This window comes from Bacillus sp. A260, assembly GCF_009861435.1.
Taxonomy (GTDB): Bacteria; Bacillota; Bacilli; order Bacillales; family Bacillaceae_G; genus Bacillus_A; species Bacillus_A cereus.
In genome coordinates this window covers 2238784-2255494 of sequence record NZ_CP046398.1, presented here as the reverse complement: position 1 = coordinate 2255494, position 16711 = coordinate 2238784, and the positions used below count along the sequence as shown (strand labels likewise).

Genomic DNA, 16711 nt, shown 5'->3' with positions numbered 1-16711 from the left:
ATCTTTTCTATATCAAAAAGATTGGTTTTTTATTATTTTATACAGTAAGTTTTCCTCCATGATAGCAATAATACTGTGCTGCTTTAAGACTTTTAATCCTATTTAAAGACTGTTCCGCCCTTTCTATATCTAAACAAAAATTCGGATTAGCTATAACTAATTCTTGATTCTCTTGAACCGCTGCATCTCCTGTAATTACACAGTCTAAATTCGGAAAATATAATGAAATATGCCCCGAGGTATGTCCTGGCGTTGCCACTACTTGACATTCATTATTCAAAATCATTTGACCATCATGTACTTTTTCATCGACGGAAATATGTTTTATATTTTTTAACTGTTGTATAAACCATTTGCCAAATTCTTTTTCTTCATTTGGCATACGTTCTAACATTTCTTCAGCTTGAACTAACCTCTCTGATTTTATATCACCATTAATATAGTTAGATTCAATTTCACTAGCAATAACATTAATATTTGGATATTTCACTTTAAAATCATATACAGCCCCTATATGATCGTCATCATAATGGGTAATAATTATATTCTTTAAGTTTTTCATCTCATATCCATGTTTTAATATTGCATTTTCAATTAAAGGTAAAAAACTTGGATATCCTGTATCAACTAACGTTAATTCATTATGTAATATAATTAAACTTGGATAAATACATTGTTTTTGCCCGTTAAATTCGAATTCAATTGGTAGTTCTATTATTTTCATTTTTCTTCCCCCATACCGCTTATAAAATGCATAATAATAACTAAATCATACACATACATTTTACTGTACATATCACAAATAATTTGAATCCAAATATCCATTTTGTTAGAATTCACGTTTAATGTGTAATTTCTATATAACAAAGAAAAAAGCACCCGTTATGGATACTTCCTTATCTTACCTGCTCAACTACATAAATCAAATTGGGTCTATCCGAAACCTGATATGTATAGTCTTCATTTTTATGCATATATGTTTCTATCCTATTTATCACTTTAAACATTCTGTCTGAATTCGCACTGAAACGAGATACTGAATCACATAAAACTATTGACCCTTTCTTATAAAAATTTATAATTTCATAAATATCTCGTTCTAAACAAACTTCTCCTACTTGCAAACCCTCTTTCGCTTCATAATTATAAATTCCCATTCTCATTTTCCCCTCAAATTGTATTTTTTCTTACAACATCCCCTTGTTACATAAATAATACCACGATAAAATTCTCAAACTCAAACTCATCGGCTTCATTTGAGAAAATAAAAAAGCCATCACCGAAGCGACAACTTTTAAAAAAATGGGAGAAAAGAGAGGAAAAATGGTTCGAACCAAAGTAACACCTGAAATGCTAGATGAAGTGGCTAATCTTGCAATTAATACCAGAATTACATTAGAAGCCTATGAATCACCACCGAGTAAAGAGGCTATTTAAGAATTACAAAAGTTCTCATCAATAAATGCACCCTTAGATTATTTAGAAGTAATTCAATATTGTACGAATGCAGAGATTAATGTAGAAAATGAACTTTAATACGTATTACCACCAAACGTTACCTGCGTAGTACCTTTACTTGGAACGAACACATACTATGTAACGGAACACTGTTCAAAATAATCCACATTATAATATTTTGAACAGGTATTCCCCTATTTTTATGGAAATATATAATTAAGAAAAACAATAAAATTGATTAATCTCTCACTTCTTTGTCCATCCTTTTAAAAAATCTATGTTTTTGTAAAAGGAGTGTTTATATGGAGAAACAGACACTTTGGAAAAAGTTCAGAAAAAGCTCTGTAAACCTCGGTAAATCCAGCGTATATGAAAGTATTATTTTATTCTACACAATGAAAAAGAAAGAATTACCTACTAAAGCAAAATTCATAATATTAGCCGCTTTATCTTATTACGTATTAACAATCGATTTCATTCCAGATATAGCTGCTATTATTGGGATCGGCTTATTAGATGATGTTTTAGCAATCGCTGTAGCGCATAAATACGTGATGAGACACGCAGATGCTGAAATTCGAGAGAAGAGCAAAGTAAAGATGGAGTCATTATTTACTTCAGCACAAGCATAATGAAACTATCTAGTCATTTACCATGAGAGCATTGCAGAATAAATTCCTAAACAGTAAAAGAATTTCTCTTAGTCCTCAAACCGTAAACAAATAGGGAATCAGCACTTGTTCCTAAGTTCTGACTCCCTTTTATTTATTCTTATATCTATCTGTTATACAGTTTCATGCGTTCCCTTATATAAAACTGCTATTGCCGCTACTATAAGAATCATACCCATAAAAGCAGGTGCGGCATGACCAAGTGATACATAGATTTGTCCTCCAAGAATAGGACCAATCATTCTTGCTAAAGCTTGAATAGATTGGCTTCCACCTTGAATCCTTCCTTGTTCACTAGAACTGACAGACTTTGAAAGCATCCCGTTGAATGAAGGTCCGAAAATTGAATCCCCAAAACCATACATCAGCATCCCAGCGATAAGTAGTGGATAGAGTGAAAACAAAGCTGATGCCGCAATAAAACTGTATCCTATAATCTCCGAAACCATCCCAAGAATTGCTATTTGTTTATCACTAAGCTTGATCAAAAGCTTTGGCATGATAAAACTTTGTGAAACAATGTCTTGAAAGCCCAAAATTGAAAACATAAGTCCGATTAATACAGGTTTCCAACTGAAAGTATCCATTGTAAATTGCGTGAAAATTGCTTGTAAAGATCCGTTAGGTATCCAAAGTAAAAACGCTGAGACAAGTAACCACTTTAAATTTTTCATGGAAAGTATGTTTGCTAGCTGTACAAAAGGATTTAACCTTACAAACGTAATCTCTTTCAACCTATTATTTTTTTCAAGGCTCTCAGGCATATATTTGATCCCATATACAACATTTATTAACGTTATGATTGCACCAAAATATATAGGTACAGTATCACCAAACTTGGCAAGTATCCCCCCAATGGTTGGGCCAATGATAGTTCCCGCACCTACAACTGCACTCACCCATCCAAAATATTTCGTTCTCTGTTCTTTTGGAATGATGTCTGCAAAATATGCGAAGATAGTACTTATGCTCCCGCCTGTTATTCCTTCTATTATGCGTCCAGCAAATAGTACCCATAAAGCTCCTCCTATTCCAAAAACTAAGTACCCAATTGCAGAACCAAATAAGCATATTAAAAGTAATAGACGACGGCCATACTTATCGCTTAAAGCTCCGAGTACTGGTGCAGCTAAAAACACGCAGGCCGCATATACGGAAGTTAGTAGTGTAACAACCAATGCTTGTTCTTCCGGATTACTTGTATATGGCTGTACTAAGAATGGGACTACAGGCATGATGATACTGAAACCTATACCACAAAGAAATACAGAAATAAGTCCGAATAGTAAAGCATGTTTATCTATGCTTTTTTCAGTTCCCCTTTCATTTTTCGATCTAAATATAGACATTTAACTTCTCTCCTAAAAATTTTGTTGATTAGTCAACAAAAATAAAATAATAAAAAAGCAGCCTATTCTCATTAGAGTAAGGCTGCCCGTAAAAGCCCGATTGGTGAGGGCTGATAATCAGTGGAGATGAAGCCCCCACTGATTAAAGTTTCACTTTATTATTAAAATATATTACGATTTAATATGTATACCTTGTTTCTTTATTTCTGCATCCAAATGTCTACTATACTTTTCCACAAAGCTAATTATACTGTTGAATTCTTCTTCAGTCACTTGTTCAAATACAGCTTTATCTCGCTCTTGAAACTCTTTATGCAAATTTTCATGGATTTTATAAATTTCTTTCCCTTGTTCGGTAAGCCTAAAATAAATTTCTTTCTTATTTTCTGACTTTTGGTAGCTTTCAACAAGGCCTTTTTGTATGAGCTTCTTAGTCATTCTACTTATAGCACCGCGAGTCACATAAAAAGCCTCTGCGAGTTGTGTCACGTTAGAATCTGCATTGTTTTCAATATATTCAATGCAGTGGACTTCAGAAGACTTAAAACCTTTAAGACCCTCTTCCATCTTATCTTTATTAAGCCAAACCAGCTTATTATATAATTCCCTGAAACCGTTCATGACCTGTTCTTCTTTATTCATGCCCTGCCCTCCTCACCGCTCATTAGCACATTAAAACTATTATATTAAATTTCTGCTTACGTTTCGACAATATTGAAATAATTATTATAACATTAAAGATATGTGTGAAAATAGGCGCTTAAATAAAATAATTTTTAAACAGCAAATTTTGCAAGTTTATTTCTACTTACAGTAAACGGTAGACAAAAAGTAAGAGCTAAGATCATTTCTCTTAGCTCTTCTTTCATAAAACTATTTCACTTCATTAGCGACAAAAAAGTGCTCACATACACTTGATATGCGCTGTAAGTCCACGTTCCCACCAGATATAACAGCCACTACTTTTTTCCCTTTTATATAACTATCAACTTTTCCTGCAAGAAGTGCAGCAGTTGCTAATGCACCTGCACCTTCTACAACAGCTTTCCCACGTTGTAATAAATCTTTCATCGCTACTTCCAGCTCTTTTTCTGATACAGTTACAATATCATCTACTAATTCTTTTACAATTTCAAATGTTAATTCACCTGGTATTTTAACTGCGCAACCATCTGCAATAGTAGGCGCCTCATAGTGTTCTACGATTGCTCCTTTATCGTAAGATGCCTTCATTCCATGAACATTATCTGCTTGGACACCAATTATATTAATGGATGGATTAAAAGATTTCAATGCTACAGAAATACCAGAAATAATTCCGCCTCCACCTATTGGTACAATGACAGTATCTACATCCCACATATCATCAAGAATGTCTAATCCAATTGTACCTTGACCAGCCATTACCTCTACATCATCATATGGATGTAAGTATGTTTCACCTGTTTCCCTTATAATTTCTTCACATTTTACCTTTGCATCATCAAAGGTTTCACCATGTAAAATCACTTCAGATCCATATCCTTTTGTTGCTTCAACTTTTGCCTGAGGTGCAGAAATTGGCATAACAATTTTACTCTTAATACCGAGTAAATGAGCAGATAATGCAACTCCTTGTGCATGATTACCTGCTGAACATGCAATTACACCTCTTTCTTTTTCTTGATCCGTGAGCCGCGACATTTTATTAAATGCGCCACGAAATTTAAAAGAACCCGTTAATTGCATATTTTCTAATTTCAAATGAATTTCTCCACCCGTTTTACTAGTCAAGTAAAAAGATTTTACTAATGGCGTTTTACGAGCATTTCTATCTAGAATTTTGTGAGCTTTTTTAATATCGTCTATATGTAATGGTAGTTTTCTAGTTATCATACTGACACCTCTTCCAATGTTCTATTCCTAAGTTTTCGTAAGTCGTAGCTCCTTTATACGAAAAGAAAAAGTCTTTATATATGTACCCCACTCTGAAATAAACACATTTGCAAACAATTTAACATCCTCTTCATATCGCGTTCTTTATAATGATTTAAACATGCAATTTGGATCCAATTATTCTTTTGTAAATAAGATGACTCATAATGAACGATGTATCCTTGTAATGCTAATGTATCGCCTACTACTTTAGAAGAATAATCTTCGCTCAATACAATAGTAAGTATAATTGGCGCGGCATGTTCTTTAGGTGAAACAAGCTTTAAACCCATATCAGTAATAACTTCTTCAACATAATCATATGTCTCTTTAATTTTTACAAATGCCTTTTCATCTTCAAATCTCTTCAACGCTTCTTGCAATGCATAAATTAAATTCCATGATTGTGAGTATGGAATACTTTCATTTTCTTCATACATGCCAATGTCCATATAGGCCGGCACAGCCTCGTTTATTTTTACAATGTGGTTATGAAAAACGAAAGAAATTCCTGTATATGATTTAATCGCTTTACCGCTAACACCACTTGCAAAATACACATCCTTCAAGTCTAATGGTATTGCTCCAATTGAGCTTATGCAATCTACACACAGTTTCATTTGATTCTCGTTACAAAGAGTATTTAGCTCGTTTAAATCGTTTAACATTCCAGTAGATGTTTCATGATGAACAAACCAAATCCATTCATAATTTCCAGTTGTCATAATTTCTTCTAATTCGGTATAAATAAATGGATCTCCCATTTCCTTTTTATACGTATCAAAATGTAACCGTGCTCGTTTTGCATGTCCAACTAATCTATTACCAAATTCCCCATTTGTTAATACTAGTCCTTTCCCTTTTAAAGAACGTAACTGTAAAGCAATCGCATCATTTGCTAACGTCCCTGTTCCTAACATAAGCTGTACATGTTTTGCTTTTGTCATGTGAAGTAACCGTTTTTTCACATTGTCCATCATCACTTGAAATGACTTAGAGCGATGGGAAATAGGTCGCGTAGAAAATGCCTTTCGAACGTTCTCTTCAATATCTACTGGACCAGGTAAAAACGTATATTCTTTCGTCATAATCCCCCCAACACTCGACTCTTCAAACATAGCAGGGGTAACATACATTGGCTGGAAGGCTGCTTCTTCTGTACCAACTAACGTATGGAAAGATTTGAATCCCATTTGCTCATATAAAGCTAGTTCACGTGTTGTTGCAGAAATGAGTGCTAATTCATATCCATTTAGAAGCAAATAACGATGTAGAAAACGAATTAATCCTAACAACGCTCTTCCATTTCTATATTCACGTTCTACTGAAAGTAAACGAATTTCATACACTTTTTCTCCATGCTCTTGCAAATAAATATCTAAATTTGAAATTTTATAATCTAACGAGAATGGTCGTTTTCCCCGCACTGCGACCATACCTATTAATCTATCCTCATCTAAACAAATTAAATATGTATTTTCTATATGAAACCGATCTATACGAAACCGTTCTTTCGTTTCTTCATGTTGTGGTATCTCTTCTACAAAAGTTTTATAATTTAATTTATGTATACTTTCAAATTCCCAATCTTGATCAGCAACTTTATAAATTAACCCCATGCCTTATCTCCTTTATCTATTTAATAAAAAATGATAAGTGGAGATTATCCCCACTTATTAAACATTCATTTTATTCTCGATTTACATATAGAATGAGTAAAATAATTATTCCACTTAATATAGTGGTAACAATAGAATAAGAATAAAGAATCATACAAATTGGTAAACAAGCAATCGTAATTAGTCCTGGCTTCGTAAACCCTTTAAATATTAAATAAAATACAATAAAAATGCCTAAGAGAGTAAGCGCTATCAAATAATCAAATGCGATTAGTCCTCCTATAAATGTTGAAATACCTTTACCGCCCTTGCCTTTAAATAAAACTGGATAAATATGTCCAATAATAACGGCCAATAATGTTAACATTACGAATGTAGGATCTTCAAAAAGGTATTTTGCTACAGCAACAACGATTGCCCCTTTAATTGCATCACCTAAAAATGTAGCAATGAAATACCCTTTTCCATATACGCGCCCCATATTTCTTGCGCCAGGATTTCCGCTTCCTTCATCCCTAATATCAACGTTATGTCTCAATTTTGTTACTATATAAGCGGTCAATATGTTTCCAATTAAATAAGAAGCCACCAAATATAAAAACTGCATACTATTAATCATGTAATCATTCACTTTCTACATGGGAATACATATACAATATTCAATTACTACGTATATTGTACGTTTTTAACATACATCCCTTTATACATTTTAACATCATATTTTTACAAATCATACAAAAATTCTCATACCTATTTTTAAAAATATATATCCCTCATTAAATAATATGTTCCTTTCACTGCCATTTCTGCTTGTGATACGAGTGTAATTTCTTTCATACTTTCTTCACACCATTTCTTAAATACAGCAAATATTTCAGGAACTAAACGCAATATACTGCCACTTACTGCAATTGGCGTTGAGTGCTTAAAGTTCAACTTGTTATAAACATTTACTGTAATCCTTGCTAATTCCTTTCCAGCTTGCATCATAATTTCATGCGCATCATCATTGCCATCTCTCGCTTCCTGAATAACTAATGGGGCGATTGCTGCAATTTTATCTTTAGAAGAAGTATATACTAAGCTTTTTATATGAGACGGTGTCAAAAGTTGAAACTGCCTTTGAATATTCAAACTCAATGGACAAAGACTGATTCCTTGATCGAACTGAATTGCCATTTTCTTTAAAGCTTGTAATGCAATCCAATATCCGCTCCCCTCATCTCCTAAAATATGTCCCCATCCACCGCTATACTGATATACTTCTCCTTTTTTTCCTATACAAATTGCACCTGTACCACCTATAGTTAATATTCCATCCTTACCTTTTAAAGCAGCTGCATGTGCGATCATTGCATCATTAAAAATTTCAATTTTTGTTCCGTATTTCTTTTTTAAACGTAATGTTAATTCATTTGTATTCGCTCCGCTTATACCAGCTAATCCTAAACAAACACAAACACAATGCCCATTTATTAAACTCTTCTGGCATTGATTAATTGCTTCCATAATATGCACAAGAGCTTCTTCAAAATCTATTAATATGTTTCCAAAACCACTGGTAGCTCTTACAAGTTCATTTCCGTCTTTATCAAATGCAATTGCCTCGGTCTTCGTTCCCCCGCCATCTACTCCAATCATATACTTCATATGTTCGCCTCATTTTCATTTGCGTATGGAGGGAATGTTATATTCCCTAAAATTATGGAATTCTTAGCACCTGTTGCGCTCGGCACATTACTCGGATTACGATGATACGTTTCGTTTGCTAAAATAGCAAATGCAATTGCTTCTTTCGCTGCTGAAGAATGACCAATATCTTCTTGTATACATATGCTACATTTCTCTTCTCTTAATCCATTCCGTAACATTTCAACAAGTGTATTATTATAACTTCCACCACCACCTAAAATCACCTCATCAATTTCATAATACGGCAAAATAAACGCCTTATAATGATGAACAATTGAACATGCTGTAAACATCGTGACAGTTGCCAATATATTTTCTTTACTATGCTTTTTAAATTGATTCAATAATTCAGTCACAAACGCTTCTCCAAACTGTTCTCTACCTGTTGATTTTGGTGGTTTCATGTTCAAAAATGGATGGTTCATACAGTATGTTAAAATTTCATCTACAACTACCCCCTGCTTTGCAATCCAACCATTTTGATCATATGGTACATGAAATAATTTTTGACATACTTCATCGATTACCATGTTGCCTGGTCCAGTATCGAAAGCAATAACACTCTCTTTACTTCGTTTACTTGGAACCACTGTAACATTACCAATCCCACCAATATTTTGTAGTAGTCTATTTTTAGTTTGATGCCGATATAAAATAATCTCTGAATATGGTACAAGTGGTGCACCTTGTCCCCCTGCCGCCATGTCCATCGTTCGGAAATTCGAGATAACCGTCGTGTTCGTTTCATATGCTATTACTGCTGGTTCCCCAATTTGCAATGTTGAAGAAATAATATTCCCTTCTTGCTTTGGCTGATGATAAATCGTTTGTCCGTGAGAGCCTATTAAATCTAATTGTCTCAAAGGAAAATTGGCCTCTTTACAAACTTCCTTTACAGCATTGGCGAAGCATAAACCAAGTTTAAAATTTAAACTACATATAAGTTGGACATTCGAAGTTTCAATTGATAACGCTTGTTGGATCTCATTTTTCATATCATTACAAAATGGAACAGTAGTAAAATGGATGAGTTGGATTTTAGAATCTACACCACTTCCTTCTATATGAACGAGCGCTACATCTATTCCATCTAATGAAGTACCAGACATTACCCCTGCAATATACATAACGTGCATGACCTCCTATTTACTAAAAAACAATCATGTAAGTAACGAACGTACAACAAATCGAAAACAATATAAATCTAAAAAACAACTGAGCTTTCGATGCAAACGATCCATCAATGAAAGAAACAACTACCGTAAGCAAAACGCTTGCCGCAATACTTGTAACAAGCCAGATACTATGCATTTGTGATAGATTTAGCATGCCTAATAAAGGGACAAAAAGTAAATTTGCACAAATCACTCCAAATAATAATAAAAATACGCCTTTATAACTAAATTTTATATTCATTCTATTTCCCCCTTTCTAGTTTTAATGTGAAAGAAGTGATAGACAAAAAGTCTATCACTCAAAATAACAGCGTGCAGATTAAGGATTAACAGATTCCCCGTCACCATTTTTTTCAATTTCAAGCATATTTTTGTCGTACATTTTAAAGAATGGTAAATAAATAAGGAATGATATTGCTATATTTATAAAAACTAATACAATCGCACGCCAATCTCCACCTGTTGCTAAATATGCACCAATTGGAGCAGGTAGTGTCCATGGCGGCATAATATGCGTTGGTGTTACAAATCCCATCGCAGTTGCTGAATATGCAACAGTTGCTGTTACAAGTGGTGTAATGATAAATGGGATAATTAAAATTGGATTTAGTACAATCGGTAATCCGAATATGACTGGTTCATTAATATTAAAAATACCTGGAACAATACAAGTTCTTGATAATGCTTTTGAATATTTCGATCGACCAAATATAATCATAGCTAATACAAGCCCTAACGTCGCACCAGAACCGCCAATCCATATAAACCATTGATATAACGGCTCTGGTGAAATAAATGGCAACTGATCTGCTCCACTAGCAACTGCTTCACCATTTTTCCCTAGGTATACTTCCCATAATGGCCTAGCAACAGTTCCAACAACCGACACACCATGGATTCCGAATGACCAAAAAAACGTAATTAAAAACACTGGAATCATTACACCGAAGTAACTGTCCCCAGCTTTTACTAATGGTGCTGCTAATTTATCAACAACATGGTGTAAATCAATGCTAAAAACGACAGTTACTAGACTCATTATAATAATAACGAATGCTGCAGGTATAAGTGCTTCAAATGAACGCGATACAGATGGCGGTACTTGTTCTGGCATTTTAATCATTACATTTTTCTTCTTACAAAATCTTAAAATCTCTACGGATAAAATAGAAACAATCATCGTCACAAATAATCCATGACCTCCGAGATTTGTCATCGGAAGCATGAATCCTTTTTTATCAATTAACTCAGGCGTTAATGTTAAAAGTAGTGAACATACCGCGAGCTGTGCTCCTGATAAAGCATCTAACTTATAACTTTTCGCTAAATTATATCCTATTCCAAATGCGATATATAAAGACATAATAAACATGGTTAAACGATATGGTATCAATATACTTGTTTGATTCTTTAATGCCCAAACTGATATGAAACTATCTTTCGGCAGTGGTGGAAATGCTACTATTAAAAAGAAGCTTCCTACTATAATAAATGGTAACGCCGAAATAACTCCATCACGGATTGCTTGTAAATGTCTCTGCTCAGAAAGCCTTGCCATCGGTCCAGATAAGTTTTTATCAAGAAACGTGACAAACTTATTCATAACGTTTCCCCCTAACTGATTAATTCATTTACAGTTTTTAATAAAGTCGGGCCGCCAAGCGGTGTGTATGCTTGCGGCGGTATGATGCCACACGGAATAGATTCCTCCTCTGCAAATTTTTTTACAGAGTCAAATCGGTGTCTTATTTGAGGTGCCACCATTACGACATCCCAGCCATTCTTTACTTCTTCCTCTACCTCATTCGTTCCAATTGCATGCACTTCCATGTTCACACCATTTTTCTCCGCTTCTTTTTTTAAAGCGTTTACAACAATTGCACTGGACATTCCTCCAGAACAGACGAACAAAACTTTCATTTATTAATCCTCCTATACTTATAATTTATTACCCTTCAAATGAAAGGAAGTTTCACTTTACTAACAAGCATATGAAGTAGTAAATGAATTTAGTTATAATGAAAGTAAATTTCATTAAAAATATTTTTCTTATTAAATTAATGTTTCAATATGCAATTTTCTCTATTGCAAGGTCAACCTCGCCTCAGATATTATTTTAAATAATCATATGATAGGGAGGCGTATAAATGATCGTTAAACGTTTATTAATGATATGTTGTATCGTTATCTTGTTCATCCCTTTCTCTTTCATTCCCCCTCACTCTACTTATGCTGAAGTAAATACTACGTACAAAAAACATGAATTACGTGCTGTATGGATCGCATCAGTTCTGAATATTGATTGGCCCTCAAAAACTGGCTTACCTATTGAAAAACAGAAGCAAGAATTTATAAGATTATTAGCCGATGTAAAAAGCACTGGTATGAATGCAGTTGTTGTACAAATTAAACCAACCGCTGATGCTTTCTATCCTTCAAATTACGGTCCTTGGTCTGAATACATTACAGGAACACAAGGAAAAGATCCTGGTTATGACCCGCTCGCATTTATGATTGAAGAAACTCATAAAAGAAATATAGAATTCCACGCTTGGATTAACCCATACCGAATAACGATGAATCACACCGATATAAATCGATTATCAAATAATCACCCTGCAAGGCAACATCCCGATTGGGTTGTCCCTTATGGCGGAAAGTTATATTACAATCCCGGTATTCCGGAAGTGAAAAAATTTATAACAGAAGGTGCTTTAGAAATCGTACAAAATTACGATATTGATGCGCTGCATATGGATGATTATTTTTACCCATATAAAGTAGCCGGTGAAGAATTTCCAGATCAGAAAACATACGAAACATATAATAATGGTAGATTTACAAATATAGAAGATTGGCGACGTAATAATGTAAATGAACTTGTAAAAGATTTAAATACTGCTATAAAACAAGAAAAATCATATGTAAAGTTTGGCATTAGTCCGTTCGGCGTATGGCGAAATATAGCTGACGATCCCACTGGCTCTAACACAACCGCAGGCCAAAGAAACTATGATGACCTTTATGCTGACACACGTGAGTGGATACAAAAAGGATATATTGACTACATTACACCGCAAATATATTGGAATATAGGTTTCACCCCAGCTGCATATGACATATTAGTAGATTGGTGGGTTAAAGAAACAAATAACAAACCGCTTCACCTATACATCGGTCAAGCGGCCTATAAAATTAATAATAACTCCGTCCCTGCTTGGTCTGATCCAGAAGAATATCCAAAACAAATTGCATTAAACCGGCTATATCCTGATATAAAAGGTAGTATGCATTTTAGCTTAAAAGATATTAATAACAATCCACTCGGAGTTAAAGATAGCCTTTCAAAAAACATATATAAACATCCTGCATTAATCCCGCCTATGCCTTGGCTTGATCATGATCCACCAAAACAACCGACTTTAAAAGGCGCCATTCCAAGAGATGAAGGTATTGCAATCGGTATCATTGACAATAGAGATAATGATTCTGCTTATTACGCTATTTACCGCGTGAATGGGAAAAATGAAGTGGATATACAAAATCCCAAAAATTTACTTACTACTGTAAGAAAAACAAAACTTGGAGAAATTTATGTAGATAAAACCGCTATTTCCGGAGAAACGTATACCTATGTCGTAACTGCAGTTGATCGATTGCATAATGAAAGTGTGGCTTCTAGTCATACTACCGTTAGAGCAAAATAAAACCTCATAAAAAAAGCGCCTTAAAGCCGTGATACTTAGCTTTTAAGGCGCTTTTTGTTATTTATTCTTAAACTTCTCAGTCGCTGCTCTCATCTTCACATTTAAATCGTGATCAATTGAGTCGCGAATATCTCGCTCTACTACTTCCATTTCTTTTTGGAAATTTTCCAAGTAGATTTTCAGTTCTTCTTCCTTCTCTGGTCTTTGTGAAGGTGGTAATTGTACTACCAACGATAACATGGCCGTTAAATCTTTCATTAAGAATGTTTCAAGTTTATGTTGTTGTTCAAACATGCGTTGCTCTTGATAGTACGGAAGTGCATTTAATACTGAAATTGTAATATCATCAACCGTTCTTTGTAATGAAGGATTTATTGAGCGTTTATACGCTTGAATTGTATTTAATGCGTCTGGATAACGGTCATAAAAATACAATTTGTAAAATGATAAGTCTGTCGGTTTTACAGTTTGCTGCGCTTCTTGTCTTAAGAAATCTTTCACTTTCATCGCAGCCACATCAATATCTTCATTTGTAAGCTTTTTCGTAGTTTTTGCCATTACATGCACTTTTTTCTGCTTTTCTTTCGGTAACATCGAGAAGACTTGCTCTCTCGTACGTTGACCTGATGCACAAAATAGAGTATTTAATGTATTTTGTTCTTTCTTTCCTTCGGTGCGAATCCAGCGATAAAACAGTGGATGTTGTGTAAATTCTTGTAGAAACGGTATTGATTTGTTTGATATCTTATCTAAAGAATCTTGCGCTCTTTTATATGGCTTCGTCCATGAAAAATACAGTTTCCGCCCGAAGTATACGACTAAAACAACGACAGTAAATGCTATTAAAAGCAATGTACCGAGTAGTAATAGTACTGTTTGAATGAAACTCATTTGTTCACCTCCTCTAATAATCCGTTATTTCCTTGGACGCTGAATGAGTTTCTGCTTCATCTCATCATTAAATGTGTCTAGTTCAATAACGAACTTCTTGCTTGACTCAATAATACGTTCTGACGATTTTTCAGATGCTTCAATTGCAGCGAACACATTTTGGAATGATTCACGTAATTTATCCATGCTAATAGCAGGGTTTTCAAGCAATTTCGTCGTTTCTTCTGTATTTTGTTTTAACGCTTGAGAATTACTTAATACCATCGATTCAATTGCTTCATTCGTCGCATTTACGGCATCAATTGTTTTCCGTTGATTCGTTAATGCAAGCTGAATAGCAGCTGAAACTGTTACAACGTTTTGTGTCATCGTAATCGCATTACGTATCGCCTCTGTTAATTTTTCATTATTTTTCTTAATGATGTCTACAGAAGCTATAGATTGTAATAATACACTTTTCGCTTGCTGCATATTACGTGTACGTACAAGTATCTTTTCTAATGCATCGTTAATTAACGGAATATCCCTTTGACGCTCTGGGTTTTGTTTCTCAGCTTCAAGCATGCCAGCAAGCTTTTTCCCTAAGTATACTTGTTTATCAAGAGCATGAATTTTATCGTGCGATTGTTCTTTTAACATTTCAAGACCAACTGTATCCTCTTGTAAGTTATCACGACCAATTAGAAGGGATCTAATAATTTCCTCAATTTGCTTATCTATAGATTGATATTTATGCACGTATGTTTCAAGTGGATTTTTCTTAAATACTTTAAACATAATTTTCTTCATACCACTTGCTTTAAGTGAATTGGGATCAAGCTCTGATACTACTTTGCGTAATTCTAACAATGTATTTGGAATTTCTTCATTCTTTCCATTCATCATCGCTGTGACAGGACGTTTTAATGCTGATAACGTTTGTCCTGCTGCTTGTTGTTCTTTATCCCCCAAATCTCCTAGCTGCGACAATACTTTTGATAAATCTGTATTTTGCTCGCTATTTAACTTTTGTACATAAAGATCGGCTTCTTTATTTAATTCATCAAGTTCTTCATCTTTTATAACTGTATCAACCACTACTTCTACATTATTATCTTTCACAATGGATACAGGTTCTTTTTTCTCGAGTTCAGTCAACAAAATCGCTCCTTTATTTATATGTGCGAATTTATATGCACTATATTTCATCAATTATATCGTATTTCATACACATTCTGATTGCTTGAAATCGATTTTTTTAGAAATGTCTGTTTATGCAGTCATTCCCTGTTTCTTACTATAAGTATACCTGTAATCAACATAATTTTCCTCAGACTTAAGACCTAGAGAACTACATGCTGAAGGCGGATTCTTCATATATTTCCTAAATAATTTACGTTCTTTTAATCGTGCTACACTCAATCTTTTGACATTCACCCGTTTTCAATGTGATAATTCTATTACACTCACTTCTATTTATTTTTGCGAGCTACAAATGCTCCCTTTTGAAACGCTAATAACACTGTTTCAAACGTATCATCTTCTTCAATCATTTTTATAAACTCATCTAATTCACTTGCATGAGAAGTTGCATTATCAACAACAAGAAAACCTTTTGGCTGTAACATACGTTTTATATGCTCAAACCACCACATGTATTGCGTGCGCTCTGAATCTAGGAAAATAAAATCAAATGAATGATCTAATTGGGAATCTAAAAATGCCCCTGCTTCTTGATTGTGAACATCAATCCTTTGTAAAAGGTTTGCCTTTTCAAAATTGACAAGTGCCTCTCCAACTCGTTCTGAAGAAAGCTCTACAGTTGTTACATTTCCATTTGTTTCTTCTACCGCATTAGCTAACCACAATGTAGAATAACCATTAGAAGTTCCGATTTCTAAAATGTTTTTTGCATTACACCCTTTTACTAAAATTGATAAAAATTGCCCCATCTCACGAGAAATATTCCGTAATTTTTCTTCCCGTATTTTTTTATTCCGATCATGCTCTTCTCCATATTGTTCAAGTTGAAGTAATAATGAATCTAACGTATCCATTCTTTTCATCGCCTTTCCAAGCAATATGATGAAAAAGCTCTTGCTGCCCGTCTACTTTTATTATATGCGAAACGAAATCCTTTTTCCCGTTATATGACAAAGATTTATAATTTTTTATAGCATATTGTTTCGTTTTTTGGTAAAGTTAATTTCTACGTGCAATTATTCCATTCATATTATTTCATATTAAAATTGCAGT

General features: G+C 34.0%; 17 protein-coding genes. 2 read left to right on the top strand and 15 right to left on the bottom strand.

Annotated features, from left to right (window positions below):
• Window positions 1-37 precede the first annotated feature (37 nt).
• Together GD442_RS11510 and GD442_RS11505 are read right to left on the bottom strand one after the other, a co-directional pair.
• Complete coding sequence (locus tag GD442_RS11510; protein ID WP_000691157.1) at window positions 38-724, bottom strand: MBL fold metallo-hydrolase; 687 nt, start codon at window positions 722-724, stop codon at window positions 38-40.
• A gap of 172 nt (window positions 725-896) precedes the next feature.
• Window positions 897-1157: a hypothetical protein gene (locus GD442_RS11505; RefSeq protein WP_000513521.1), complete on the bottom strand. Its 261-nt coding sequence runs from the start codon at window positions 1155-1157 to the stop codon at window positions 897-899.
• 603 nt (window positions 1158-1760) lie between these two features.
• Here GD442_RS11505 and GD442_RS11500 point away from each other — a divergent pair.
• Complete coding sequence (locus tag GD442_RS11500; RefSeq protein ID WP_000415094.1) at window positions 1761-2090, top strand: YkvA family protein; 330 nt, start codon at window positions 1761-1763, stop codon at window positions 2088-2090.
• Between the two features lie 152 nt (window positions 2091-2242).
• On the opposite strand, the gene GD442_RS11495 is transcribed toward GD442_RS11500, so the two are convergent.
• From GD442_RS11495 to GD442_RS11450, 10 genes are all read right to left on the bottom strand, one after another.
• Window positions 2243-3478 carry an MFS transporter gene (locus tag GD442_RS11495; RefSeq protein WP_000021787.1) on the bottom strand — a complete coding sequence of 412 codons (1236 nt, stop codon included), beginning with the start codon at window positions 3476-3478 and terminating at the stop codon, window positions 2243-2245.
• 171 nt (window positions 3479-3649) lie between these two features.
• A complete protein-coding gene (locus GD442_RS11490) occupies window positions 3650-4120 on the bottom strand; it encodes a MarR family transcriptional regulator (protein WP_001030904.1) in 471 nt (156 codons plus the stop codon).
• A 231-nt stretch (window positions 4121-4351) separates the two neighbouring features.
• A complete protein-coding gene (gene tdcB, locus GD442_RS11485) occupies window positions 4352-5353 on the bottom strand; it encodes a bifunctional threonine ammonia-lyase/L-serine ammonia-lyase TdcB (RefSeq protein ID WP_000632959.1) in 1002 nt (333 codons plus the stop codon).
• Window positions 5354-5427: 74 nt separating this feature from the next.
• A complete protein-coding gene (locus GD442_RS11480) occupies window positions 5428-7011 on the bottom strand; it encodes an aminotransferase class V-fold PLP-dependent enzyme (protein WP_000523055.1) in 1584 nt (527 codons plus the stop codon).
• A 70-nt stretch (window positions 7012-7081) separates the two neighbouring features.
• Window positions 7082-7630 (bottom strand): glycerol-3-phosphate 1-O-acyltransferase PlsY, encoded by a 549-nt coding sequence (gene plsY / locus GD442_RS11475; RefSeq protein ID WP_000610869.1) that lies wholly within the window; start codon window positions 7628-7630, stop codon window positions 7082-7084.
• Window positions 7631-7767: 137 nt separating this feature from the next.
• Window positions 7768-8661, bottom strand: coding sequence for a BadF/BadG/BcrA/BcrD ATPase family protein (locus GD442_RS11470; RefSeq protein WP_000876589.1), 894 nt, complete (start codon window positions 8659-8661; stop codon window positions 7768-7770).
• Window positions 8658-9830 (bottom strand): anhydro-N-acetylmuramic acid kinase AnmK, encoded by a 1173-nt coding sequence (gene anmK, locus GD442_RS11465; protein ID WP_000274978.1) that lies wholly within the window; start codon window positions 9828-9830, stop codon window positions 8658-8660. The genes GD442_RS11470 and anmK overlap by 4 nt, the downstream gene beginning before the upstream one ends.
• A gap of 22 nt (window positions 9831-9852) precedes the next feature.
• Window positions 9853-10119 (bottom strand): hypothetical protein, encoded by a 267-nt coding sequence (locus GD442_RS11460; protein ID WP_001021962.1) that lies wholly within the window; start codon window positions 10117-10119, stop codon window positions 9853-9855.
• A gap of 78 nt (window positions 10120-10197) precedes the next feature.
• The gene (locus GD442_RS11455; RefSeq protein WP_001032277.1) at window positions 10198-11481 is read right to left on the bottom strand and encodes a PTS sugar transporter subunit IIC; all 1284 of its coding nucleotides are present in this window, start codon (window positions 11479-11481) and stop codon (window positions 10198-10200) included.
• A gap of 11 nt (window positions 11482-11492) precedes the next feature.
• The gene (locus GD442_RS11450) at window positions 11493-11798 is read right to left on the bottom strand and encodes a PTS sugar transporter subunit IIB (protein ID WP_000865907.1); all 306 of its coding nucleotides are present in this window, start codon (window positions 11796-11798) and stop codon (window positions 11493-11495) included.
• 227 nt (window positions 11799-12025) lie between these two features.
• Between GD442_RS11450 and GD442_RS11445 the strand changes: the two genes are divergently transcribed.
• Window positions 12026-13585 carry a glycoside hydrolase family 10-like protein gene (locus GD442_RS11445; protein ID WP_159365098.1) on the top strand — a complete coding sequence of 520 codons (1560 nt, stop codon included), beginning with the start codon at window positions 12026-12028 and terminating at the stop codon, window positions 13583-13585.
• Window positions 13586-13642: 57 nt separating this feature from the next.
• Here GD442_RS11445 and GD442_RS11440 read toward each other — a convergent pair whose 3' ends face one another.
• The 3 genes from GD442_RS11440 to GD442_RS11430 form a co-directional block, all read right to left on the bottom strand.
• On the bottom strand, window positions 13643-14476 hold the full coding sequence (locus tag GD442_RS11440; protein WP_000008371.1) for a DUF3974 domain-containing protein: 834 nt from the start codon (window positions 14474-14476) through the stop codon (window positions 13643-13645).
• Window positions 14477-14500: 24 nt separating this feature from the next.
• Complete coding sequence (locus GD442_RS11435) at window positions 14501-15613, bottom strand: toxic anion resistance protein (RefSeq protein WP_000137402.1); 1113 nt, start codon at window positions 15611-15613, stop codon at window positions 14501-14503.
• 314 nt (window positions 15614-15927) lie between these two features.
• Window positions 15928-16521, bottom strand: coding sequence for an O-methyltransferase (locus GD442_RS11430; protein WP_016124554.1), 594 nt, complete (start codon window positions 16519-16521; stop codon window positions 15928-15930).
• Window positions 16522-16711: the final 190 nt, after the last annotated feature.

What these genes read in the sequence shown, in the direction of transcription:
- GD442_RS11495 (WP_000021787.1), bottom strand. Translation starts at nt 3,478, where the DNA reads ATGTCTATATTTAGATCGAAAAATGAAAGGGGAACTGAAAAAAGCATA.
- GD442_RS11430 (WP_016124554.1), bottom strand. Translation starts at nt 16,521, where the DNA reads ATGAAAAGAATGGATACGTTAGATTCATTATTACTTCAACTTGAACAA.
- GD442_RS11480 (WP_000523055.1), bottom strand. Translation starts at nt 7,011, where the DNA reads ATGGGGTTAATTTATAAAGTTGCTGATCAAGATTGGGAATTTGAAAGT.
- anmK (WP_000274978.1), bottom strand. Translation starts at nt 9,830, where the DNA reads ATGTATATTGCAGGGGTAATGTCTGGTACTTCATTAGATGGAATAGAT.
- GD442_RS11470 (WP_000876589.1), bottom strand. Translation starts at nt 8,661, where the DNA reads ATGAAGTATATGATTGGAGTAGATGGCGGGGGAACGAAGACCGAGGCA.
- GD442_RS11505 (WP_000513521.1), bottom strand. Translation starts at nt 1,157, where the DNA reads ATGGGAATTTATAATTATGAAGCGAAAGAGGGTTTGCAAGTAGGAGAA.
- GD442_RS11445 (WP_159365098.1), top strand. Translation starts at nt 12,026, where the DNA reads ATGATCGTTAAACGTTTATTAATGATATGTTGTATCGTTATCTTGTTC.
- GD442_RS11440 (WP_000008371.1), bottom strand. Translation starts at nt 14,476, where the DNA reads ATGAGTTTCATTCAAACAGTACTATTACTACTCGGTACATTGCTTTTA.
- GD442_RS11510 (WP_000691157.1), bottom strand. Translation starts at nt 724, where the DNA reads ATGAAAATAATAGAACTACCAATTGAATTCGAATTTAACGGGCAAAAA.
- GD442_RS11500 (WP_000415094.1), top strand. Translation starts at nt 1,761, where the DNA reads ATGGAGAAACAGACACTTTGGAAAAAGTTCAGAAAAAGCTCTGTAAAC.
- GD442_RS11490 (WP_001030904.1), bottom strand. Translation starts at nt 4,120, where the DNA reads ATGAATAAAGAAGAACAGGTCATGAACGGTTTCAGGGAATTATATAAT.
- GD442_RS11455 (WP_001032277.1), bottom strand. Translation starts at nt 11,481, where the DNA reads ATGAATAAGTTTGTCACGTTTCTTGATAAAAACTTATCTGGACCGATG.
- GD442_RS11450 (WP_000865907.1), bottom strand. Translation starts at nt 11,798, where the DNA reads ATGAAAGTTTTGTTCGTCTGTTCTGGAGGAATGTCCAGTGCAATTGTT.
- plsY (WP_000610869.1), bottom strand. Translation starts at nt 7,630, where the DNA reads ATGATTAATAGTATGCAGTTTTTATATTTGGTGGCTTCTTATTTAATT.
- tdcB (WP_000632959.1), bottom strand. Translation starts at nt 5,353, where the DNA reads ATGATAACTAGAAAACTACCATTACATATAGACGATATTAAAAAAGCT.
- GD442_RS11460 (WP_001021962.1), bottom strand. Translation starts at nt 10,119, where the DNA reads ATGAATATAAAATTTAGTTATAAAGGCGTATTTTTATTATTATTTGGA.